General features: G+C 52.2%; 23 protein-coding genes. 12 read left to right on the top strand and 11 right to left on the bottom strand.

The features are described from left to right. Positions 1 to 155 precede the first annotated feature (155 nt). Together ACP5D4_RS06770 and ACP5D4_RS06765 are read right to left on the bottom strand one after the other, a co-directional pair. A complete protein-coding gene (locus tag ACP5D4_RS06770) occupies positions 156 to 1193 on the bottom strand; it encodes an RNA-guided endonuclease InsQ/TnpB family protein (RefSeq protein WP_428010865.1) in 1038 nt (345 codons plus the stop codon). 102 nt (positions 1194 to 1295) lie between these two features. After that, positions 1296 to 1361, bottom strand: a complete 66-nt coding sequence (locus tag ACP5D4_RS06765; RefSeq protein WP_428010892.1) for a helix-turn-helix domain-containing protein — start codon at positions 1359 to 1361, stop codon at positions 1296 to 1298. A 263-nt stretch (positions 1362 to 1624) separates the two neighbouring features. On the opposite strand from ACP5D4_RS06765, the gene clpS reads away from it, so the two are divergent. Next, positions 1625 to 1948, top strand: a complete 324-nt coding sequence (gene clpS, locus ACP5D4_RS06760; protein ID WP_428010864.1) for an ATP-dependent Clp protease adapter ClpS — start codon at positions 1625 to 1627, stop codon at positions 1946 to 1948. Between the two features lie 37 nt (positions 1949 to 1985). Here clpS and ACP5D4_RS06755 read toward each other — a convergent pair whose 3' ends face one another. After that, entirely contained in the window at positions 1986 to 2507 is a 522-nt protein-coding gene (locus ACP5D4_RS06755) for a phycobiliprotein lyase (protein WP_428010863.1), read from the bottom strand. Positions 2508 to 2975: 468 nt separating this feature from the next. Between ACP5D4_RS06755 and ACP5D4_RS06750 the strand changes: the two genes are divergently transcribed. Continuing rightward, positions 2976 to 3434 (top strand): STAS domain-containing protein, encoded by a 459-nt coding sequence (locus ACP5D4_RS06750; protein WP_428010862.1) that lies wholly within the window; start codon positions 2976 to 2978, stop codon positions 3432 to 3434. A gap of 59 nt (positions 3435 to 3493) precedes the next feature. After that, positions 3494 to 5803 (top strand): single-stranded-DNA-specific exonuclease RecJ, encoded by a 2310-nt coding sequence (recJ, locus tag ACP5D4_RS06745; protein ID WP_428010861.1) that lies wholly within the window; start codon positions 3494 to 3496, stop codon positions 5801 to 5803. 364 nt (positions 5804 to 6167) lie between these two features. Here the strand turns inward: recJ and ACP5D4_RS06740 are convergent, their stop codons facing one another. Together ACP5D4_RS06740 and gyrB are read right to left on the bottom strand one after the other, a co-directional pair. Next, positions 6168 to 6575 (bottom strand): hypothetical protein, encoded by a 408-nt coding sequence (locus ACP5D4_RS06740; protein WP_428010860.1) that lies wholly within the window; start codon positions 6573 to 6575, stop codon positions 6168 to 6170. 527 nt (positions 6576 to 7102) lie between these two features. After that, the gene (gene gyrB / locus ACP5D4_RS06735; RefSeq protein WP_428010859.1) at positions 7103 to 9043 is read right to left on the bottom strand and encodes a DNA topoisomerase (ATP-hydrolyzing) subunit B; all 1941 of its coding nucleotides are present in this window, start codon (positions 9041 to 9043) and stop codon (positions 7103 to 7105) included. Between the two features lie 172 nt (positions 9044 to 9215). Between gyrB and miaA the strand changes: the two genes are divergently transcribed. After that, on the top strand, positions 9216 to 10148 hold the full coding sequence (gene miaA, locus ACP5D4_RS06730; protein ID WP_428010858.1) for a tRNA (adenosine(37)-N6)-dimethylallyltransferase MiaA: 933 nt from the start codon (positions 9216 to 9218) through the stop codon (positions 10146 to 10148). A gap of 238 nt (positions 10149 to 10386) precedes the next feature. On the opposite strand, the gene rpsU is transcribed toward miaA, so the two are convergent. Both rpsU and ACP5D4_RS06720 read right to left on the bottom strand, forming a co-directional pair. Next, positions 10387 to 10584 carry a 30S ribosomal protein S21 gene (rpsU, locus tag ACP5D4_RS06725; protein ID WP_017659473.1) on the bottom strand — a complete coding sequence of 66 codons (198 nt, stop codon included), beginning with the start codon at positions 10582 to 10584 and terminating at the stop codon, positions 10387 to 10389. A gap of 51 nt (positions 10585 to 10635) precedes the next feature. Beyond that, positions 10636 to 10941: an RNA recognition motif domain-containing protein gene (locus ACP5D4_RS06720; RefSeq protein ID WP_428010857.1), complete on the bottom strand. Its 306-nt coding sequence runs from the start codon at positions 10939 to 10941 to the stop codon at positions 10636 to 10638. A gap of 252 nt (positions 10942 to 11193) precedes the next feature. On the opposite strand from ACP5D4_RS06720, the gene ACP5D4_RS06715 reads away from it, so the two are divergent. Further along, positions 11194 to 11751 (top strand): thylakoid membrane photosystem I accumulation factor, encoded by a 558-nt coding sequence (locus tag ACP5D4_RS06715; protein WP_428010891.1) that lies wholly within the window; start codon positions 11194 to 11196, stop codon positions 11749 to 11751. Between the two features lie 118 nt (positions 11752 to 11869). Here ACP5D4_RS06715 and ACP5D4_RS06710 read toward each other — a convergent pair whose 3' ends face one another. Continuing rightward, a complete protein-coding gene (locus ACP5D4_RS06710; RefSeq protein WP_428010856.1) occupies positions 11870 to 12385 on the bottom strand; it encodes a hypothetical protein in 516 nt (171 codons plus the stop codon). Positions 12386 to 13081: 696 nt separating this feature from the next. Between ACP5D4_RS06710 and rpsD the strand changes: the two genes are divergently transcribed. Next, complete coding sequence (rpsD, locus tag ACP5D4_RS06705; RefSeq protein WP_428010855.1) at positions 13082 to 13690, top strand: 30S ribosomal protein S4; 609 nt, start codon at positions 13082 to 13084, stop codon at positions 13688 to 13690. A 276-nt stretch (positions 13691 to 13966) separates the two neighbouring features. Here the strand turns inward: rpsD and moaA are convergent, their stop codons facing one another. Next, a complete protein-coding gene (gene moaA / locus ACP5D4_RS06700) occupies positions 13967 to 14959 on the bottom strand; it encodes a GTP 3',8-cyclase MoaA (RefSeq protein ID WP_428010854.1) in 993 nt (330 codons plus the stop codon). Between the two features lie 136 nt (positions 14960 to 15095). Between moaA and ACP5D4_RS06695 the strand changes: the two genes are divergently transcribed. From ACP5D4_RS06695 to ACP5D4_RS06680, 4 genes are all read left to right on the top strand, one after another. After that, positions 15096 to 15284, top strand: a complete 189-nt coding sequence (locus tag ACP5D4_RS06695; protein ID WP_428010853.1) for a hypothetical protein — start codon at positions 15096 to 15098, stop codon at positions 15282 to 15284. 14 nt (positions 15285 to 15298) lie between these two features. Next, positions 15299 to 16297, top strand: a complete 999-nt coding sequence (gene hemB, locus ACP5D4_RS06690; RefSeq protein WP_428010852.1) for a porphobilinogen synthase — start codon at positions 15299 to 15301, stop codon at positions 16295 to 16297. A 168-nt stretch (positions 16298 to 16465) separates the two neighbouring features. Continuing rightward, a complete protein-coding gene (locus ACP5D4_RS06685; RefSeq protein ID WP_428010851.1) occupies positions 16466 to 17587 on the top strand; it encodes a tetratricopeptide repeat protein in 1122 nt (373 codons plus the stop codon). A gap of 36 nt (positions 17588 to 17623) precedes the next feature. Further along, complete coding sequence (locus ACP5D4_RS06680) at positions 17624 to 18802, top strand: nuclear transport factor 2 family protein (protein WP_428010850.1); 1179 nt, start codon at positions 17624 to 17626, stop codon at positions 18800 to 18802. Between the two features lie 82 nt (positions 18803 to 18884). Here ACP5D4_RS06680 and ACP5D4_RS06675 read toward each other — a convergent pair whose 3' ends face one another. Beyond that, complete coding sequence (locus ACP5D4_RS06675) at positions 18885 to 20027, bottom strand: M23 family metallopeptidase (RefSeq protein ID WP_428010849.1); 1143 nt, start codon at positions 20025 to 20027, stop codon at positions 18885 to 18887. A gap of 576 nt (positions 20028 to 20603) precedes the next feature. Next, entirely contained in the window at positions 20604 to 21629 is a 1026-nt protein-coding gene (locus ACP5D4_RS06670) for a M23 family metallopeptidase (RefSeq protein WP_428010848.1), read from the bottom strand. On the opposite strand from ACP5D4_RS06670, the gene ACP5D4_RS06665 reads away from it, so the two are divergent. Both ACP5D4_RS06665 and ACP5D4_RS06660 read left to right on the top strand, forming a co-directional pair. Further along, on the top strand, positions 21628 to 21879 hold the full coding sequence (locus tag ACP5D4_RS06665; protein WP_428010847.1) for a hypothetical protein: 252 nt from the start codon (positions 21628 to 21630) through the stop codon (positions 21877 to 21879). The genes ACP5D4_RS06670 and ACP5D4_RS06665 overlap by 2 nt on opposite strands. Before the next feature lie 68 nt (positions 21880 to 21947). Further along, positions 21948 to 22562, top strand: coding sequence for an alpha/beta hydrolase (locus tag ACP5D4_RS06660; RefSeq protein WP_428010846.1), 615 nt, complete (start codon positions 21948 to 21950; stop codon positions 22560 to 22562). Positions 22563 to 22632 lie beyond the last annotated feature (70 nt).

The raw sequence follows: 22632 nt of genomic DNA, 5'->3' as shown, positions 1-22632 counted from the left end.
TCGATTGCGGAGTCTAGTGTACTGGTTTGGGAAAGCCTTTGCGAAGAACGGCGAAGAACTTTTTCCCGAAACCCGTTCGGTTTCACAGGGTTTCGGGCTTCGAGGGAAATTTCCCTCGCGAAAACCAAGCTTGTTGGTGACATTCCTCCCGACGCCTATCGCTGCGCGATAAGGCGCGGGCTTCTCAGAGTCGCCTCTGAGCTTTTCTGCTTCTCAGCCAGTTGGCTAGATATGGTTTCCCATATCCCCGCTACCTCGACTCCACAGACATTTTCGATACCCGAAAGACCACGGGCTTTGATAACTTCCGAGCTGGCAATATCTCTCGGCTTGACCGACCCACACTCATGACACTCATGAACCCTGACTCTCAGATCTTTTTTCACAATAGCCCCACAATCAGGACATTCCTGACTGGTGCCATTGGGATCGACCTTGCCAAGGTACGTGCCGGTCTTGAAGCACACCCAAGGCAGGACTTGATTCAAGAACTGACCCAATCCAGCATCCAGGGTGTGCTTGCCCAGGAATCCCTTGGCCATGATTCGGAAATCAATATCCTCGATGAAGATATTGCTTGCGAGTCGGCAAAGCTTGTGAGCCTGTTTGAATTGCCAATCCAGGCGATATGCTGCGATTTGTTCGTGTACCCGTCCAATCTTCTTGATAAGCTTAGCTCGATTATTGGAGCCCTTCTGTTTTCTTTTTAACCTGCGTTGCAGCAATTTAAGCTTGCGTTGCAGCTTGGCAAAGAAACGAGGTCTCTCGACTTGCAAGCCATCAGAAGTGGAAAGGAAATACTCCAACCCAACATCGATGCCAATGGCATGTCCGATAACGGGCGGGACTTCTGGAACGCTGACATCAATCTGCAGGCAAAGGGTGGCGTACCATCCCGAGTGCTTTTTGATGACACGGACCGTTTTGACAACAAACCCATCCGGGATAGGGCGATGCAGCACAATCGGCATCTCTCCAATCTTAGGCAGCTTGATTTTGTTACCTCGGACGGGATTGGTCTTGAACTGCGGAAACAGAAAAGAGCGATATTGCCCAAACTTCTTGAAGCGAGGGAAACCAAATCCTCTTTCTTTCCTGGCAGCAAATGCAGCCTCGACGCGCCGTATTGGTTCCTGCAATACCTGAGACTGCACGTCTCGAAGATGCGGGAATTTCTTCTTGGCTACAGTCACTGCATTCTGTTGTTTGTAATAGTCAGGATACGGCGCATCCGCTGGAATAATGTAACTCTTCTCCAGGCTGCACCGATCTATTGGGCATTTCCGAGACTGGATCTAATCTTTCCTCTCTGCCAGGGCGTAATTGTATACGCCTCGACAGATTTCGAGCCAGGAAACCATACGGGCTTCTTGCTCCAAAGATGGATAGATTCGGTACTGCCAATTCATTACAAACATACTGCTATTCTAGCAGTATTTAAGGAGAAAAGTATGCCCCTTAAATGCTCATCTCCGGGGCATCGAGCCCCATCGATTCGCCCCCCATCAGTTAAAATCGTCAAAAGCGCGTTCGAGCCTTGGGTTCGAGTCGTGCCTTAGAACTATCTGCTTCATTTTGCCGCGAGTCGAGCGATCGCATTGACCCCTACGAGGAAAAATTCAAGATGACTGTCATGCAGTTCGCCGTAGCCAGTCCCACCACCACACCGACCGTCACCCCCGACCGGTCGCGCCAAGTCACGCGCAAAGACTATCCTAACTATAAGGTGATCGTGTTAAACGATGATGTCAATACGTTTCAGCACGTCGCCACCTGTTTGATGAAATACATTCCCCAGATGACGAGCGATCGCGCCTGGGAACTGACCAATCAAGTACATTACGAAGGACAGGCGATCGTGTGGGTCGGTCCCCAAGAACAAGCCGAGTTTTACCACATGCAACTCAGCCGCGCCGGCCTCACCATGGCCCCCATCGAACCGGCGTGATAGCGAGATGGGGAAATAGGGAGATCTTCGCTGTTTGCTATGAAAGTCCCATGCGGATTTCAGAACAGAAAGAGGCGTAACTGTCGCCGTTGGCGTGTTTGATGACGCTGGTGCGTTCCCGTAAGTTGGGACTGACGAACCAGAGACGCTCTTCGGACTCGAAGCCCTCGGCACGGGCGAGTAAGGTTAACGCTTCGTCGGCACCGAGGACGAATTCTCCCGTGACGGGTTTCGCGTTGGGCTGTTGGGACCATTGCCAGAATTTGCCCGCGTTTGCACGATCGCCGTCGGCGACGAATACCAGCATTGTCGATCCCTTGTGCGGGCTGGCAGAAGTGCCTACCGTACCTTCCCAGCGGGAACGAATCGCGCATAAAACCTCGTCTGGAGAGATTCCGAGAGACTGACAGCGATCGATCGTGGCGCGATCGTCAGTCGGTAAGCGATCGATCCATAAATCCGATTTTCCTGCCTCTAACTCTCGAGGTGGAACGGCGTGACTGGTACGCTGCGAAAACCATTTTCCCGCACACTGGTCGATAAATTCGAGAACGTCCATCTATCTTGTCTTAACTTTTGTGTTCGATTGTCGTTGGAAGGGACAAACTGCCTTCAGATATCTTACGCCATCGATCGCCACAGGGAGATCGATAGCAGTGCTGGGCGATCGATCTCCTGACCTTCATCCCCAGCGGCGAAGTTTTTTAAAGTCTCTGTAAAGAGATTTCAAAGTTCCGGGGAGAAGTATAGAGCCAGCAGGTGTTTCAGGATAAGATCGGAGTACTTCCTCCCCAAGAGGCTCGAACACAGCGAAACTGAGTTTTCACAGTAACCCCCTCCATTGAGTAGCTCGAGTTAGAGGGAAGTGAGGCGCGGAAAGCGATCGCGATCGCAAGTCCTGTCCTTCGCCTATCACATCAGATGACTCAGTGCGATCGCCCTGAGACGGGATTTTAATTACTGAACTCAAGGGTGATATCTGAGATATTAGGCTCGTTCGGAACACTAGGGAACCTCGAAAGCGGCGATGGCGATTGTACTGCGACCTCACGGTAAGCTCGACGCTCGCGGAGCGGCCAAACTCCGGCGCAAGCTGCGATCGCTCGTTGCGTCGAGTCCCAAAACTCAAAATACTTGGATTGTCGATTTGTCCGACGTGAGGGCGATCGATCGCAACGGCTTAACCAGCTTAGTCGCTTTACGGCGCTGTGCGAGTAAAGCCGGATGTCAGCTCATATTGCGCGATCCCTCAGAAACCGCCCGTGCCATGCTAGAAGTGGCGCATCTCGAAAGTAGCTTCGAGATTCGTCAATCGACAAACAAATCTACGAAAAAAAAGATCGCGCCTCCCACAAAACTCCCTAAACCTCAGACCTTGGCGAAAGTCTCGCCCCCCTCGATCGATCGGTCTTCCTCACCGGTTTCGGTATCCCAACCCGCATCGCTTGAAAGCCGGAACTCGTATTCAATAGAGTTGGAAACTTAACAACAATTAAAACTCATGAGAGGAAGTGGACGACGAGGGGGGAGTGATATAATCATGCCATGTCAGCCCCCCCGAAAATTTGGCATTACAGCCCGATCGAAACCCCACCCGCCGAGTTTGTTCGATCGCTTCAAAAGCATACCGATGGTCGGTGCGAACGCTTGGCAGTTTTACTTTGGAATCGAAACATCCGAGACCTGGAAAAATTACCGGGATTCCTCGACCCCCAGCAATACCGAAGTGCTGACCCCTTTGAGTTTGCTGGAGAAATGCAGCGAGCCGTCCGCCGTCTGACGGAAGCTCGATCGCGCAACGAACAGGTGGCGATTTGGGGCGATTTCGACGCCGATGGCGTGACCGCAACCTCAGTGTTATGGGAGGGATTAGGACAGTTTTTCGAGCGCGATCGACAACTGTCCTACATCGTTCCCAACCGCTTTACCGACTCCCACGGTTTAAACCGACGAGGAATCCAACGCCTCGCCGAAGAAAACGTCAACCTCATCGTCACCTGCGATACGGGAAGCACCAACCTCGAAGAAATCCAGTTGGCCGCCGAACTGGGGATCGACGTTATCGTTACCGACCACCATACCCTTCCCGAACGGCGGCCGCCCGTCGAGGCCATCGTCAATCCCCGCAACCTTCCCGAAACCCATCCCCTCTATCACCTGTCGGGGGTGGCGGTGGCCTACAAACTCGTCCAAGCTCTCTATCAAACCCTCCCCGAGGTTCCCCAACAGCCTCTCGAAGACTTACTGGATTTAGTCGCCATCGGCTTAATCGCCGATTTAGTCGAACTCAGCGGCGACTGTCGCTATTTAGCCCAAATGGGGCTGAAAAAACTGCAACAACAACTGACACACCCCACCCGTCCCGGCGTGGCAGAACTGTTAAACCGCTGTAAGCGCAGCGGCGATCGCCCCAGCGACGTATCTTTCGGGATCGGACCGCGCATCAACGCCGTCAGTCGCATTCACGGCGACGCCAGCTTTTGCGTCGAACTCCTCACCAGTCGCGACGAAAAACGTTGTAAAGCCTTAGCCCACAAGGCCGAACTGGCCAACGCACGACGTCAGGAACTTCAGCGGCGCGTCAACCACAGCGTCAGAGCCAAACTCGCACAATTGGACTTGTCCACCACTAGCGTCATCGTATTGAGCGATCCTCAGTGGGAAGTGGGAGTGTTGGGATTGGTGGCCGGTCAAATCGCCCAGGATTACAGCCGTCCCACGATTTTACTCTGCACCGACCTCGTGGGAGACCCACCGATGGCGCGGGGTTCGGCGCGATCGATCGATCGAATCGACCTCTACCGCCTCGTCAAATCCCAAGAACATCTCCTCCATCGTTTCGGCGGCCATCCCTTCGCCGCCGGGTTGAGTCTTCCGGTGTCGAACCTGGACTTGTTCGCCGAAGCCATCAACCGAGAATTAGCCCAGCAGTTAGGACGAACTGGAGGTGTCGCCTCTCAACTGCACATCGATTTAACGGTGACGGTGGCGGAGTTAGGACGAGACTTATTTAAAGAGTTGAAACATCTCGAACCCTGCGGAATGGGAAATCCCGTTCCTCAGTTATTGATACGGGATTGTTGGTTCGAGGAGGTTTGGAATAAAAACCTTCGCGACAGTACCGGAAAAACCGTCAAATACATCCAGACCTTTTTTAAAATCTGGGACGAAACCGCAGAAAGCGGATTTCACGGCGTTTGGTGGGGACATTATCAAGACGAAATTCCCAAAGGACGCTGCGACGCCGTAGTGGTGCTGGATGTCAATACTTACGAAAAACGCTATGAAGTTCGGTTAATCGACGTGCGATCGGCCTTAGAGCGACAGGCGGCGGAAATCGTGGGGAAACCGAAATTTCGCCTTCTCGACTGGCGGGTAAAATCGGAAATTCCCCAGCCGCACCCGCCGTTACTAGAAACCTGTCCGAGTAGTTGGGAACAACTCGAACGATGGTTTCGCCAAGTTCGCCAAGAGTTGGGCGCGACGGGAGAATTAGCCCTGGCTTATTCCGAGCCGGAACCCGTTTCGCCAGAAGAGATTTTCATGGAATTGTTAGGTGTTGCTAAGTATTTAAATCGGACGGGCAAACGGGTTGAGATTTATAAAATTCGCGATAAATTGGCATTGAGCGATCGCACCCTATCCCTCGGATTTTTAGCCCTGCAAGAGTTGGGTTTTCAAACCCAGCTTCGTCAGGATACTGTTCAAATAAAACACTCTCAAGTTTTAGAGAAAAATTCGGAGGATAAGCCATCGATCGACCGATTTTTAGAAGCCGTTTGTGAAGAACAATTTCGCTGTAGTTACTTCACCAAAGCCTCCATTTCAACGATTCGAGACGTGGTGACATTTTGATTTTTTGTTTCTTCATTTTATAGCCTGTCTACCCGGTGTAATTCTCTGTGTTTGGGTTCATCTCACTTTTGTAAAAATATTAGTTTGCGGTAGGTTGGGTGGAGTGAGAGCGAAACCCAACAACATATCGATTCAGTGCAGAGACTCCGATCTAATAAATTTACATTTTTGAGATGCACCCTCTGTGTTCTCTGTACCTCTGTGGTTAAAAATCAAAATTTTATTCATAGCAAATCATTTAAAAAATGAACTTGCAATATATTGCAAAATTGATATTATTCAGAAATAATATATTATCACAAATCGATATCAGGACTTAAAAAAACAACAAAAAATATAGCATACATCATATCAATATATCTCCCTAAAAACAATGACGCTCAACGAAGTCATAAAATAGGTGTATAGTTTTTTTGCGTAGCAGCGAACCATACCGCTTAAATTTTTTCAGAGTTCCCGAATCTCCAGAACCTATCCGATATTTCGTATCAATTGCATAATTTTCAACGACCAAATCGCATGGCTCATCACTTCCAAATTTGACCGCCGGATGAAAATCAGGGCAGTATTTTTTACAGACTTCAACAACTAATAACTGCCAACACATTCCAAGTTCGCGTCCCCAATACTGTCTGTTTTCTCTTTTTAATTGAGGAGAAATTTCAAATACATTCATTAAAGGATCTCGCTCTTCATTTTCTTTAGCATAAACTTTGTCGCTAAAAGAATTTTGATATTTTTTTAATATATTCTCTAAGGATTCTTCAGGCATGATTTATCGAGAAGTGACATCCGAAATAAAATTAAGTGAAATAGCATTAGTAATTTGGGGACAGGGTGCATCTCACTTTTGCAAAAACATCAGTTTGGGGTGGCAAAATTCCCGATTAGCACTTCCGGTATAAGATCCCCGGCATCTCCAAGATGCCGGGGATCTGGAAATTGAGTGCGCCCAATTCGATGAATTTACATTTTTGAGATGCACCCTGGGGACAGTTATACAGAATCCGAATCTCAAACATCGCTGGACTTACGCAATTAAACGTTAACCACACTAAATGTAGGTTAGAGTTGGCATTGCCCACCCTACAAATGGGGTGAATACGTAAGTCCTGCATCGGTTTCTCCGTTCGTGCAAGCTTCCGCAGTTTAGCCTGCAAAAAACTCTCTGTGTTCTCTGTGCCTCTGTAGTGAAGTAAACCTTTTCTGTGAAATCAGACAATATCAGAAAAAAATAGGGACGTTGTATCCAACATCCCTATCGTATCTTCTCTTGAAATTTCTCTTGAAATCTCGAACTTAAATATCCAAATCGTCGAGATTCAATTTCGGACCTTCCGTTTCAATGAACTCGCGGCGGGGGGCGACTTTATCCCCCATCAACACCGTAAAGATGCGATCGGCTTCGGCGGCGTCTTCAATTTCAACCCGCTTCAACAGACGAGTTTCTGGATTCATCGTCGTATTCCAAAGCTGAGTCGGCATCATTTCACCCAACCCTTTAAACCGCTGAATGTTGTAATTGGCGTTAGACGGTAACTCGTTGAGATAGCGGTGCAACTCGCGATCGCTATAACAATATTGATGGTTGCGTCCCCGTTCCACTTTGTACAGCGGCGGACAAGCAATGTATACAAAACCGCGATCGACCAACTCCCGCTGATAGCGATAGAAGAACGTCAACAACAGCGTCCGAATGTGCGCCCCGTCCACGTCAGCGTCCGTCATCAGAATAATGCGGTGATAGCGCAATTGGGATTCGTCGAACTCTTCCCCTTTAATCCCCAAACCGATGGCCGTAATCAACGACTGAATCTCGTTGTTTTTATAAATCTTCGCGTCGTCCGTTTTCTCAATGTTGAGGATTTTACCGCGCAGGGGCAAAATCGCCTGAAAGCGGCGATCGCGTCCCTGTTTCGCACTCCCACCTGCGGAGTCCCCCTCCACCAAAAAGATTTCCGATTCCGAGGGATCTTTCGTACTGCAATCAGCCAATTTCCCCGGTAGCGTCGAAGATTCCAACACCGACTTCCGGCGTACCAGTTCCCGGGCCCGGCGTGCAGCTTCAGCAGCGTTAAAGGCTTGAATCGCTTTCTCGAGAATCGCATCGGCGACGTTGGGGCGAAACTCCAGATACTCCGTCAGCACTTCCCCCACCAACGAATCGACGATTCCGCGAACTTCCGTATTTCCCAGTTTCGTCTTCGTCTGACCCTCAAATTCGGGATCGGGGACTTTCACGGAAATCACCCCCGTCAAGCCTTCGCGGACGTTCTCGCCCCCCAGATTCGACGCCCCTTCCTTCAATTTGTTGCGCTTGCGGGCGATATTGTTCATCGTCCGCGTCAAGACGGTTTTCAAGCCTTCGAGGTGCGTTCCGCCGTCTACGGTACGAATGTTGTTGGCGAAGCCGAGGAGGTTGTCACTGTAGGCGTCGATCGACCACTGTAAGGCCACTTCGACTTGGACGTTATTCCGTTCTCCAGAAACGTAAATAATTTCTTCGTGAATCGGTTCTTTATCCCGGTTCATATATTGAACGTACTCGCGGATTCCCCCCTCGTAACAGTAGGTTTCCACGCGAGGTTCCGTCGTTCCCAGGAGTTCGAGGCGATAGTCCGTAAAGGTGATGCGAACGCCCGCGTTAAGATAGGCCAGTTCGCGAATGCGTCCGGCGATGGTGGTGTAATCGAACTCGATTCCCGTGGTGAAGATATCGCGATCGGGTAAAAATCGAACCGAGGTTCCGGTGCGTTTCTTCTCGGGACTGGGTTTCGTTTTCAGGTCTTCGACGGGTTTACCCCGTTCGTAGCGTTGGGTATGAACCTTTTTCTCCCGCCAAACCGTAACTTCCACCCATTCCGAGAGGGCGTTGACGACAGAGACGCCAACCCCGTGCAACCCCCCAGAGACTTTATAACCGCCGCCGCCGAACTTACCGCCGGCGTGGAGGACGGTGAGAACCGTTTCCAGGGCGGAACGTCCGGTTTTCGAGTGAACTTCCGTCGGAATACCTCTTCCGTCGTCCGTCACGCTCACCGAACCGTCCGCGTTGAGGTCGATTTCGATGTGGGTGCAATAACCAGCTAGTGCCTCGTCGATGGCGTTGTCCACCACTTCGTAAACCAAGTGGTGCAGACCTCGCGGCCCCGTCGAACCGATGTACATCCCCGGTCGCTTGCGAACCGCCTCCAGTCCTTCGAGAACCTGAATTTGGTCGGCACTATAGCTACTGGTCATGACTGCTTCTCCGAAAATAGGGGGTTAAACCCGCCAGATTTTTTGACGGACGACAAAAATCATAAAAATTCTAACACAAAATGGTTACGCTCGATTTTAGGGGCAGATGGAGCGCGATTTGAGTGGGGGGTGGATGTACTAAAATTAATGGGTTAGTGCGTAGGGAAATGGCGTGAAGGGAGCGAAGGCGAAACCGTTACCAGGATGTATTGTTGTTTGTGGAGCGACGGCAACGGGAAAATCGGGATTGGCGATCGAATTGGCGCAGCGACTCGGTTCGGTGATTCTCAGTGCCGATTCCCGTCAGGTGTATCGAGAGTTCGACATCGGCACGGCGAAACCCACGCCAGAAGAGTTACAACTCGTTCCCCATTATCTCATCGATTGTTGCGATCCGATCGCACAGCTAACTCTCGCCGACTACCAGCAACAAGCGCAGCATCTCATCGCCGCACAACATCAAAAAAATCCAGAATCGCCGCCGTTGTTGGTGGGGGGAACGGGGTTGTATATCAAATCCGTCACCAAGGGGTTGAAGATTCCCCGGGTTCCGCCACATCCGGAACTGCGATCGCAACTGGCGGCCTTGGGACAACCGCAGTGTTATCAGATGTTGCAGCAGGTAGACCCTACAGCAGCGACAAAAATCCACGCCAACGACGCCACGCGCACCCTACGGGCTTTAGAAGTCTATACCGTCACCGGCCGTCCCCTCTCGCAGCAACAGGGAGAAGAGCCACCAGACTATCCTATTTTACATCTCGGTTTAGCCTGCGACCCCGAGGCACTCGATCGCCGCATTCGCCAGCGCACGCAAAAAATGGTGGACATGGGATTCGTGGCGGAAGTCGAAACCCTAATTCGTCGCTACGGGGCAGATTTGCCCCTGTTGAACACCTTGGGATACGCGGAAATGAAGCGTTATCTCGCCGGAGACATTTCTTTAGACGAAGCCGTAGAGTTGACGGCGTTACACACCCGTCAGTTTGCCAAACGTCAACGAACTTGGTTTAACGCTTATCCCGAAATTGAATGGTTCGACGCAGACGCACCGGATTTGCGCGATCGCGTTCTCACCCAAATCCTGTCAGAGATGAGGGGATGATGGGGTGATGGGGTGATGAGGAGCAATCTGTTAACTGTTAACCGATCGCTGTTCGCTGTAAAAGTGCGGGTTTTCCAGCCAAGCCAGAGTGCAGATAAGAACGACTCAAGCCGCACTCTACCCTCTACACTCTACCCTCTGCACTGAAAAACCCGCACTTGACGGGGATCGATCGAACAGAAACGGTCGATAACCACATTTTCGCGATTATCGATAGCTCTCGACCCCTTGCGGAATACTAGCTCGAGCGACGGCGATGCCGACGACGACGCTGTTTCCGTAAGGCTTCCGCTTTCCGCTTGCGTTTTTCCAGCGGCGTTTCAAAATGGCGGTTTTTCTTGAGATCGAGAAAAATTCCCGCTCTAGAAACACCACGGCGGAAGCGGCGCAGAGCCGATTCGATTCCTTCGTTTTCACCCACAATAATTTGGGTCATACCAGAAGCTTCTCCATAGTCGTTACAAGTTGTTTCGCCCGTTCGGCGGCTTTAGAAATCGCGAGAGCGGCTGCGACCGAAAGACTGTCTGCCGCCACTGCTAGAGCGTTTGTCTTGACGAGGCTTCGCTTTGTTAACGCGAAGGCGGCGGTCCATCCACTCTGCTCCATCTAGTTCTTCGATGGCGCGTTCTTCATCGGTTTCGTCTTCCATTTCCACGAAGGCGAACCCGCGCACGCGACCTGTTTCCCGGTCGGTCGGCAAGTGAACCCGCGTAACGGTTCCGTAGTCAGTGAAGACCTCTTGTAGGTCTTCCTGGGTAATCTCGTAATTGAGATTACCAATGTAAATAGACATTCGCGATTTCCCAAATTGAATTCGTCTTGAGATGGAGCTTTCGGAGTGTGGTCTGTGAATACCGATAGGGAAACCGATCGATACTATGAACCTCTATCACCGCCGAATGGCTTGTCTCTTTTCTTGACTTTAGCAGAATTTGCAGGCGTCCGACGAGGGGGTGGGGCATCGGTTAACCGAAGGGAACTGATACTCTAGAGAAATCGTTAACAAACCTTAACGGGAAAACTGCTTTTGTCTACGGATATGATGATGCGTGCTTGCTGGAATTGGCGACGCTGGCTCTCTGTCTTTTGTGTAGCGATCGCGCTGTGGTCGATCGCCGTGACGCCAGCTTGGGCAAAAATCGACGACGATAAATATGATGGCAATATTTTCGCCCTCTACGCCGGAAACGGGTCTTTGGTTCCCCCGAAGGTGGATTTAAAACGGTCTCTCGAGGCGGAACGGCCGACGCTGCTGGTGCTGTATCTCGATGACAGCAGCGACTGCAAGGGGTTTACCACGACGGTTTCCCAACTGCAAGCCTATTACGGTCGCGTGGCGAACTTCGTTCCGGTAAACGTCGATAGTATTGCCATGAAAGAGGAGTTCGATCGATCCGACCCCGGTTATTACTACGATGGCTTCGTTCCCAAAACCGTCGTCTTCGACGATAGCGGAGAGGTTCGCTTTCAAGGTCGGGGTCAGGTGGCGTTTGAAACCCTCGACGACGTATTTCGGGAGATTTTCGACCTGCTACCGCGATCGGAATCTCTGGAGTTGAAACGACGACCCCTCAACGAGGTCAATACTGAACTGACTGAGTGATGAGGGGATGATGGGGTAATGGGATGAGGGGGGGGAATGGGATGATGTGAAATTATCTCCCCATCTTCCCCTCTCTTCGTCGGTTTAAAATCGGTTCGCTTTTTTGGGCTGAAAATTGCTATTCCGCCGGAATAAAGGTGGGGTAGAAATCGCGAATGCGATCGGTGGCGTCGATGCAACTGTCCATCACGTCAAGGGTGGCTAAGTCAGAGGGAGGGGTGATTCCGGTGACGCAGTTGGCGTAGCGTTCCGGAAGCAGGCTGCGGCGACAGCTATCGAGGACGATGGGTAAGTTTTCCGTCGTCGTCAGTCCCGCAATGTCTACGACGCAACTGGACAACTCCCGAGGACGGCGGACTTCGCGGCAGTTATCGAGGGCGGTCACCGCTGTAATTTCGGTACCTTCGTCGATTTCGGCCACGCAACTGGCCAAATCTCTCGGCGCGAAGGCGGTACCGCAAGCCAAGGCCACCACTTCGTTGTCGAGACCGCGATCGAGTAATTGGGTCGTACAGGCATTGTAGTCGGCTTGGCTACCTTTTCTCGCTTGTGCGGGAGGGTTCGGCAGAACTGTCATCGACAGTCCCGCGATCGCTCCCAAACTGGCAATCGTCCGGAAAAATTTGGCGTTCATAGAATCTTCTCGCTTGGATAACTGCATTTTCGGCAACTTCTGTCAATCGATCGCGACATAATCCCCAATATTTTAAAGCCAGACCGTTTAGAACTCAGCCTGACTGTGCTTTATCGAAAATTTCGGTCTGAAAACCCCGTCCTTCTAGAACGGCTTTAACTTTGCATGGTACACTAGATGGCTGTGGGTAAACTGACTAACGAAAACCAAATTAGTGAGTTTGGCTCACATTCCATTGGCTCACATTCCAATCGAATTGAACTTTTGGCGGTGGGACACACCGTTACAGCCTGTGGAGCGCATTTAAAACTCGAAAGGGTATTATGCCCGATCGATCAGTTGCCAAAAACCCGTAAGGGAAGGAAGCACCCAACCCAAATCGTGAGGTTCTGGAATCGCCGTCTTTCTAGGGCGGAGAGGATGTCAAAATAAAATGCTTGGGTTAATTTCACTTGAATCCACCAGAAACCTCTCCTGCTATCCATTGGCTGAATTCAGGCTGAATTCAACAAAAATGGTTGCAGATGGTAGACCCCATTAACTTGTAAGGGGTTCGCCGGAGCGATCGGTTCCGCGCTGTAGTACCGTTGGCAAAGCCGTGCCGAAGGCACGCTTGTCAGCGCCGGGATACATGGACTGCCCCGGTCAACGAGAACACATCCACCCACTAGAACACATCCACACACAGGAAACTCTATGTCACGATATCGAGGACCTCGCCTGAGAGTCGTTCGCCGTTTAGGTACGTTACCCGGTCTGACCCGGAAAGATCCCAAACGCAGCTATCCCCCAGGCGAACACGGCCAAGGTCGCCGCAAGCGCTCTGAATACGCCATCCGTCTCGAGGAAAAGCAAAAGCTGCGCTTCAACTACGGTATCACCGAAAAACAACTGCTGCGTTACGTCAAACGCGCCCGTCGCATCCAGGGTTCCACCGGCCAAGTGCTGCTGCAACTGCTGGAAATGCGCTTAGATAATACGGTTTTCCGTCTGGGTATGGCACCGACGATTCCGGCGGCTCGCCAGCTCGTCAACCACGGACACATTACTGTCAACGGCCGCGTTGTCAACATCGCCAGCTACAACTGTCGTCCTGGGGATCTCATCGAAGTGAGAAATCGCGAAAAGTCTCGCGAACTCGTCAAACAAAACTTGGACTCTCCCGGTTTGGCCAACATCCCTTCTCACTTGAAACTCGACAAAGACAAGCTGCAAGGGGAAGTCACCGGCGTTATCGATCGAGAATGGGTGGCTCTGCAAATCAACGAGCTGCTCGTGATCGAGTACTACTCGCGTCAGGCTTAATCCTCCGCCTCTTCAACACATCAAACGTATCAAGTCGTCCTTTGCTGGGTATCGCCGACAAGGGACGACTTTTTCAGTGAACGGGGAACAGGGAATAGGGAACAGGGAACAGGGGTAGGGTGCGTGACTTCTAGATCCCACTTCTAGATCCCCGGCATCTTCGAGATGCCGGGGATCTGACCCCATCACCCCATCATCTCATCACCCCATCATCTCATCACCCCATCATCTCATCACCCCATCATCTCATCACCCCATCATCCCCTCATCCCCCGCTCAACCGCCAATTTGGGACATGGTGCGGCTGTAGGTTCCGGTGAGGGTGCCGTTGTCTCGGTCTTTGAAGTTGATTTCGGGTTTGAGGTGTAGGAGATGGCCCACGGCTTGGCGCAGTTCGGGGAGAGATGCGCCTTGGCGTAAGGCGCTGCGCAGGTCGATTTGACCGGTTTCGTCTAAGAGACAGGGACGAAGCCAACCGTCGGCGGACAGACGCATCCGGTTGCAGCGATCGCAAAAACATTCGGACATTTGACTGATAAAGCCGAGGGTTCCCTGAGCGCCGGGAATTTGGAAGATGTCGGCGGGTCCGGCGCCGGTGACGCTGGCGGCTTGGAGTCCCCAGTGTTGCCGGATGCGCTGGCGTAGTTCTTCGGAGGGAATCCAGCCTTTGTGAGTAAATAGGTTGGCGTTGCCGACGGGCATGAATTCGATGAATCTTACGTGCCAGCGACGATCGACCGTTAAGGCGGCTAAGTCCAATACTTCTTCGTCGTTGATGCCGGGGATGACGACGACGTTGATTTTTAGGGGGTCGAACCCTACTTCATATGCTTTCTGTATGCCCTCCCAGGTCTGTTTCCAGCGGCTTTTGGCGCGGTTTCCGATAATTTTGTCAAACGTATCGGGATGAAGGGAGTCTAGGCTAATATTGACGCGCTGGAGTCCGGCGGCGTGGAGGGCTTCGGCTTTCTCGGCCAGTAGAAAGCCGTTGGTGGTCATGGCTAAATCTTGGGTTTCGGGGATGGTGGCGATGTCTCGGACGATCTCTATTACGTCGGGACGCAGTAAGGGTTCGCCCCCGGTGAGGCGGAAGCGGCGGAATCCGAGGGGGACGAAGACTTCCCGCAGCAGCGTCAGGAGTTCCTCTGGCTTGAGTAAGTTTTGTTGAAGAATGTAGTTGAGTTCTTCGCCTTCGGGCATGCAGTACTGACACCGGAAGTTACAGCGATCGAGCAGGCTAATGCGAAGGTAGTCTACGGTCGGATTCATGAATAAAGGTGGGTGGCGAGGCGTTTTCGGGCATCGCAACTGAGAAAGACGACGCCTTGACTACCCAGTTTAATTAAACTCGTAACGAGTATTGTTTGTGCTGTGGTGTTGAAAGGGGTGGCCACATTGCGAAGTAATGTTGCAGAACGTAACGGAAACGTTTACGGTGTCCCGTCCGATGAACTACTATTCTCAGATGTCTCAGATCGAAGGTCTCGAAGGGACTGCTGGCATCTTGGTTAAAAGTCTCGAAGTTAAAAGTCTCGAACTTCCAGGGAACGGTCTTCGACTCCTCCTCGCTAACTCAGTACGCATTCAGTTTTAAAAACTCGATCGCATATGTCTCCTCAACCTAACGCCCTCAATCTCATTAGTCGCCCTCGCCGTTTGCGTCGTACTCCGGCGTTGCGGCGCATGGTTCAAGAAACGAATTTGACCGTCAACGATCTGATTTATCCCATGTTCGTGATGGAAGGGGAAAATCAGAAAGTGGAAGTGGCGTCAATGCCGGGATGCTACCGCTACACGCTGGATTTCCTGGTTAAAGAAGTGGCGGAGGTGTATGCGTTAGGGATTAACGCGATCGCTCTGTTTCCGGTGATTCCTGAAGCGAAGAAAGACGAAACGGGCAGCGAAAGCTACAATCGTGAGGGTTTGGTTCAACGGACGGTTGCCGCACTCAAGGAAAGTACGCCGGATCTCGTGGTGATTACGGATGTGGCGCTCGATCCCTTCACCAGCCACGGCCACGATGGGTTACTCGATGAGGAAGGCTATATCCTCAATGACGAAACGGTGGAAGTGTTGGTGAAAATGGCTGTGTCCCACGCTGAGGCGGGGGCGGACATGGTGGCGCCGTCGGATATGATGGACGGGCGCGTGGGGGCGATTCGCGATGCCCTCGACGAGGCGGGATTTACGAACGTGGGAATTTTGGCGTATTCGGCGAAATATGCTTCGGCTTATTACGGTCCGTTCCGGGATGCGCTGGATTCGGCGCCGAAGTCTGGGGATAAGAAGACGTATCAGATGGACCCGGCGAATTCGATCGAAGCGATTAAGGAAGTGGAATTGGATATCGCGGAAGGGGCGGATATCGTGATGGTGAAACCGGCTCTGCCTTATCTGGACATCATCAGCCAGATTCGCGAGGAAACGGACGTTCCTGTGGCGGCGTACAACGTCAGTGGCGAGTATGCCATGATTAAGGCGGCGGGTCAAAACGGCTGGATTGACGAGAAAAAGGTGATTCTCGAAACGTTACTCAGTATTAAACGGGCGGGGGCTGATTTGATTTTGACCTATTTCGCGAAAGAAGTGGCGTTGATGTTGAAATAGGTTCGAGAAACGTCAGTTCTAACTGCAACGGTTTGGGTGAGAACCCCGGTATCTTCACGGTATCGGGGTTCGGTTTGTTGGGGCGAAGGCATTTTCTAGAGGGGGAAACTCGGAAAATGCTACAACCATAGAGAAAGCCCTAAATTTAATTCAGAAATTAAATTATCTATGTCCGACCCCTCGATCGATCGGGTGGCGAAGGCGTTCGAGGAGCGCAATTTCAAACAAGCCTCGAAACTCCTCAAGCACCTCAACAGCACAGCCCCTCAGAATCCCTGGGTACGGTATTACATCGGACGACTGTACGAGGAAAGTCGCCGTTTCGATACGGCTGAAACCATTTACCGCCAACTGTTGCGAGATAGTCCTTCGCCGAAACTGATCGATCGCGCCCGTCAGGGGTTGCAGCGATTGCAGGAAGCGGCGCAACAGCAGCGACAGCAGGAACTCGAACAGCTTTTAGCCGATCCGAAAAACGCGGAACCGGGGGCGTTAATCCTCGAAGCTACGCCGCCGGAACGCCGTCAGGAATTCGCCCAACATCTCGCCCAGATTTTTAACGCCGATCCCTATAGCGCTCGCTTGATGTTGCAGTCGCGGGGGTGGCGGTTGTATCGAACGGGGGCGGTGGGCGAGTTGAAATTATATGTGAAGGAGTTGAAGGGGGTGGAAATCCCCGCGTTTGCGGCGTCGGTGGGGGATGTTGAGAAATTGGAACTGTTGCGGGGGGTTTATTTTGAATCGCTGTCGCCTCAGCCTGTGGTGGTGTGTCGCGATCGACACGATCGCCTGGGGAAATTTCGCTTTTCTTGGGAGGAGGTGCGCCAGCAGGTGCGCGGTGGCGTGCCGATTTTCGTCAATGCGGTGAGTTACGACATCAGCCGCAAAACGGAGGAACAGGTTAAGCGGAAGGTGGAAACTCGGGATTTCGCGCAAGTGTGCGATCTGCACTTACCGCGACGACGCTGCATCCTGCGCCTGTGCGATCGCAGTTACGATTTCCAGCAAGGGGTCATTTTTACCCCGGAACAGCAACAAACTCTCGGTAAAATGCGATCGGCGACGACGCGGATTAATTGGAACGGCATGATACAGGCGTTCGATCGATTTTTGCCCGAAATTCCCGTTTGGTCGGATTTTTCTCAGTTTGCTGAAACGGCGATCGATTTCAACTTCCTCCTCGAGAAAGTGACGCCCTATATCGATATTCCGCGATCGGAACCGACGAATTGGGACCCCGCCTTTCAGCTTTACAGCGGTTTGGTCTTTTTGAGAAACTTTGAGAATTGAGAATTGAGAATTGAGAATTTAGGGTTTCCTTTTTAGATGTTCGATAATGGGTCCGAATTGGTTCGATCGCTCTACGATGCGATTAACCGCCGCGATATCGATGGGGCGATCGCGCTGGTAGACGACGAGTGTATTTATGAAGATTTGAATTTTCCTCAACCGTTTCGGGGAAAAGCAGCGGTTCGCCGACTGTTTGAAACCTCCTGTGACAGCGTTCCTGAAGATTTGCTGTTCGTGATTGACGATATTACTGAAGCTGAGGGAAACGCCGTCGGGTTGCTGTGGCACGTGGAACTCGATGGGATTCCGTTTCCCAACGGACGCGGCGCGAGTTTTTACCGGATTTCCGATACCACGGGAAAGCTGGTATTCGCCCGCGATTTAGTCGAACCGCCCTTGAAACCGGGGAAACTCTCGTTAGGGGTGATTCGGTTGGTAACGCCGCTGGTGCGTCCTGTGTTGAAACCGAGGGAAACTCCCAAATCTGAGAATGAGAAAAACGAGAAAAATACGAAACTCTATCCCGGTTACGCCCGGTTGTTGTGGGTTCTGACGGCTGTGTACGTAGGGCTGTTGTTGCTCTCGCCGCCGAATTGGTGGCTTCCTGGGGAGCCGCTTTGGGCGATTCAACCGGAGACGGTACGGGAACTCATCGACGAATCGACCAATTTCTTTTTCCTGTTGCCGATTCTCAGCGGAATTCCGGGTATCGACGCCCCGGTGGTGCATCCGGTGACAGAGGCGTTTTTTAATTTTGCCGAAGCCTGGATTTTTATGTTTTTGCCGCTGTTTCTGGCCGATGCGCGAGGGTATCGGGTTCCTCGCGTGGGGGTGTGGGGCGCGGCGATGTTTTTGACGAATATTTTTATGATGCCCTATATGGCGCGTCGATCGATGACGGTTCCCGATGTCAGCCAACGGCGCGAAAAGGGACTTCTGGCGCGGGTTTTTGGCTGGACGGGGTTGGTGGTGGGATCGATCGCCGTGGTTTGGTTTTTTGTCGGACGCCCGGAATTTGGGGGATTGGCGGAACGGTTGCAGTTTTTCGCCGAGAAAGTGACGAGCGATCGCGTGGCGGTGGCGTTCAGTACGGATTTAATCCTCTTCGGGATTTTTCAAGCGGTGTTAATTGGCGCCGTCGAACCTGTGGGGAGTGCGGTGCGTTGGTTGCGATTCCTGCCGTTTTGGGGCTTGGCGATTTGGTTGATAATTTGAGGCGGGGTTTTGAGGCTGGGTCTGGCGCAGCACCGGCTCGACGCCCGTGCTGCGATCGAGAAATTCCTTGAATTGCTGTCGTTTAATAGGTGTATTTTTTGGGAATTTCTAAGACGATATCGCCTTTGATGACGTATTCGATCGACCAACGGGGGGGATCGATGCGGCGATCGTAAAATTTCGCTTCCCAGTGGAGATGAGGACCGGTGGTGCCGCCACTCGAACCCACCGCCGCTACAATATCCCCGGCTTCGTAAGTTCCCGGCAAGCAATCGCTGAGGTGCATCGCCCGGAATTCGTACTCGGGAAAGCTGGAACTGTACATCGTCGCCGTGAGTCCGCCTCCGGCTCGGTAGGAACAGGTGACTTCTACAGAGGCTTTGTTTTTACCCACAGCCCGCAAGGGAGCGCCGTAGGGCATGGCGATATCGACGCCCCAGTGGGGGACGCTGTAACTGCCGTACACGGGATGGACGGAGCGACAGTCGGAAAAGTCCGCCGCCTGACAGGGTAGGAAAACATCGCTGACGCGATACCCGGCGATGCGTTCGTTGTGGGTGACGGGTTTTTCTAAGTCGGGAGGCAGTTTTTTGGCGATGCCGTCGATGACCGTTTTGAATTTTTGGGTCGATCGCGCTAGGGGCAGTTTCGACTCGGACAGCGGTTCTGTGGCGAAATCGCTGTCCTGTCCTTTTAACTGTACTTGCTTTTCGACTGGGGCGGCGGCAATATCTTCTAAGAGGACGGGAGCGGGTTTCGAGGCGATGTCAGGCGTCGGTTTGCCGGGAATTGTTGGGGCGGGAACCGTGCGCTCTTTGGCAAGGTTCGGAAACAAGGCAATATAGCCCCAGCTTACGCCGAGAGCGGCGAGAAATAACACCACCAATTCCCACCACAGCGGCGTTCCTTCGTCGGCGAGTAAGCTGTCGTGGCGTTCTTTGAGGGCGGCGATGCGAGCTTCGGCTTCTTTAAGTTGAGTTTCCCGTTCGGCTTCGATTTGGCGGGCCCAGTTGTGTAATGGATGATAGGCAGATAATCCCGTTTCCTGCGATCGAGAGGGTGAAGACAGGGGACGATAGGGACGAGGTTGAGGACGGCGTCTCGGTGGCGCTGGGTAAATCTCCGACGGCTTTCGGCGAGCTGCGGTATCGAGATAGGGATTGCTCCGTGCGCGATGGGAATCGAGCTGTGTTGGCGATGCATCCTCAAGTGGCAGTTGAGTCATTTGGCTTGAAGTGCTGTGTTTTTTTCATACGATGTGCCTTTATCGCGCGATCGAGGCTGTTTTCTGCTTAAATATCCGAATTTTACTGCTTTCTCGGAGACGCTGCCGTTATCGCAACAGCCGAGTCCTGGCTCAAACAGACAAGCCATAGGGACGATGGGCGATTAAGCGACTACAGTTAGCCTTTTCTTGCAGTATAGCCTCTCTCAGCCGCGAATTTTCGGGAGTTTTATAAATAAATGTCGATTTTTTACAAAATTAAATTTTGAGCTATAAAATAATTTGCGTTTTATGGATTTCAAGTTGATTTAAAGCATTTTTTTGTCCATATTGAGTTTGTTTGAGTTTATGGCAGGATTTATTTTTTGGCAGAATACATACCAAAAAGCAGAATATTCTATTTTTTCTTTGCGGGCGTAATTTGATTTCAAAAGACGATGATTAAAAAAGACTTATAGTCTGTTCAGATTAAATTCACATAAAAACATCCTGAATTTACAAAAAAATAATAATAAGCGAGGCTGCATTGATTTTCTTTGAGTCAATAAATAGATGGTTTCAGTCGAACTCCCGACTTCAATCTAAAGGTTTATGGGGTAAATAGACCGATAAATCCCCTTTGATGACGTACTCGATCGACCACAGGGGCGGTTCGATGGGCGTGCCGTCCTGTCGGACTTCCCAATGGAAATGAGGCTCTCCCGAGTTTTGGGGGTCTCCCACGGTGGCGATCGCATCGCCGGGACGGTACACCCCGGGAACGCAATCGTCTAAGTTCGAGGCCAGAAAAACGTAGTCGGGTAACTGTTCGCTGACAATGGTTGCCGAAAAGCCGTCGTGGGAGAGGGATTCGCAACGTACCGTGACTTTCTCGCCGTCTTTACCGACAGCGTACAAATTCGAGCCTTCTGGCAGCCAGATATTGACGCCAGGATCGGCTTCGACGGTGCCACCGCTGGGGCGGACGGCGGACGGGGTCGAACTGCCTCCGGAAGAAGGGTAAGGGCTTCTGTCGGCGTCTCCGCTGGGGCGATCGCTTCGGATGTCTCCGCTAGAGGTTTGGGGGGCTGAGGGTTGATAAACTCCGGCTGAGGCGGTGTCGTGGGTGTCGTCCGTCCAATCCCACTGCCACTGTCCCAAGGCGCGATCGACCCCCAGGGAGGCATCGGGTTCGGGTCGAGACGGTACGTTAGAGGCGGCATCGTCGGCGTCGTCCCCCCAATCCCACTGCCACTGCTGTAAGGCACGATCGACCTCGGTTTGAGAGTCGGTTTGAGAGTCGGGTTGAGAGTCGGGTTGAGGCGGCGTCTCGTCAACTGATGTCTCTGGGGTGGTTTCGGCGGAGTTCGTGGCGGTGGTGGCGGTTCCGTTCCCTCGCGTTAAGCTGAGACCCGGAAAAAACTGCAACAGCGAAATCCCCAACATGGCCAACAACACGAATACTAAAAGCGCCCATTCCAGCCAAAGTTTGCGGCGTTCGGCTTCGAGGCGTTCTTCCCCTTCTTCTTGAAGGTCGGACAGGCGACGTTGGGTCTGTTGTCGTTCGGCGAGGGCTTCCCGTTCGTTGGTTTTGGCCCATTCAATCAAGGCTGAGTAGGACATGGGACTCGGTAACGGGGGGACGGTGGAGGTGCGATCGCGCTTCGAGGCGGCCGGTCGATCGCGGTCGCTGTCGGAAAAAAACGGATTTTTCTCGGGGTTGGTGGAGGTGCGATCGAAGGGATCGATCGCACCTCGGGTTGGGGGATCTGGACGAGAAGAGTACGTCATGATGTCCGTTACAGAAGTCGGAAGCAGCTATCAAAACGGCGATCGCGCCAAAGAGAACGGAATCTCAGCCATCTCGGGGTAGGATCGATCGCGTTACCGAGGGTTTCGCACCAGTCGTCTTAAAACCGTTGTATTCGAGGAGATCGCACCATGTCACTTGAGGTTATCGAAATCGCGCCAGAACGCGATCGAACACCGACGGCAACTCTCGTCCTCCTTCACGGTTGGGGCGCCAACGCCAGAGATTTGGCGTCGTTACATCCGCTCTTGAACTTACCAGATTACCTCTGTCTCTGTCCCGATGCCCCTCTCCCCCACCCCTACGTTCCCGGCGGGAAAATGTGGTACGACTTGGAAACGGAGGAGTACGATGGCTTGGCGGACAGTCGCGATCGCCTCTGTCAGTGGCTCGACGGCCTGGAAGCGAAAACGGGAATTTCCCTCGAAAAGACGGTTCTGGCGGGCTTTTCCCAAGGGGGCGCCATGACCTTGGACGTGGGAGCGCACTATCCCTTGGCGGGGTTGGTGGCCATGAGCGGCTATCTTCACGGTTCGATCGAGGCTCGTGCCAAATTCCCCCCCGTCTTGGTCATGCACGGACGCCAAGATCCCATCGTTCCCCTGTCGGCGGCTCGTCAAGCCCGCGATCGACTCACCGAAATCGGTGCCACCGTCGCATACGAAGAGTTCGATATGGCCCATCAAATCTGTCCTCAAGAAGTGTTGAAATTGCGTCAGTTCGTCCTCGACAACACGCAAAATTGATGAGTCCGATGAGATAAATAAAATAACAAAACGTAAATCTACCCCCCTCAAACACAGGCGATCGCATTAA

It is taken from the genome of Baaleninema sp. (genome assembly GCF_049974805.1).
GTDB lineage: Bacteria > Cyanobacteriota > Cyanobacteriia > Cyanobacteriales > Geitlerinemataceae > Baaleninema.
The sequence above is the reverse complement of the archived record's forward strand: the minus strand, read 5'-3'. Positions and strand labels throughout refer to the sequence as shown.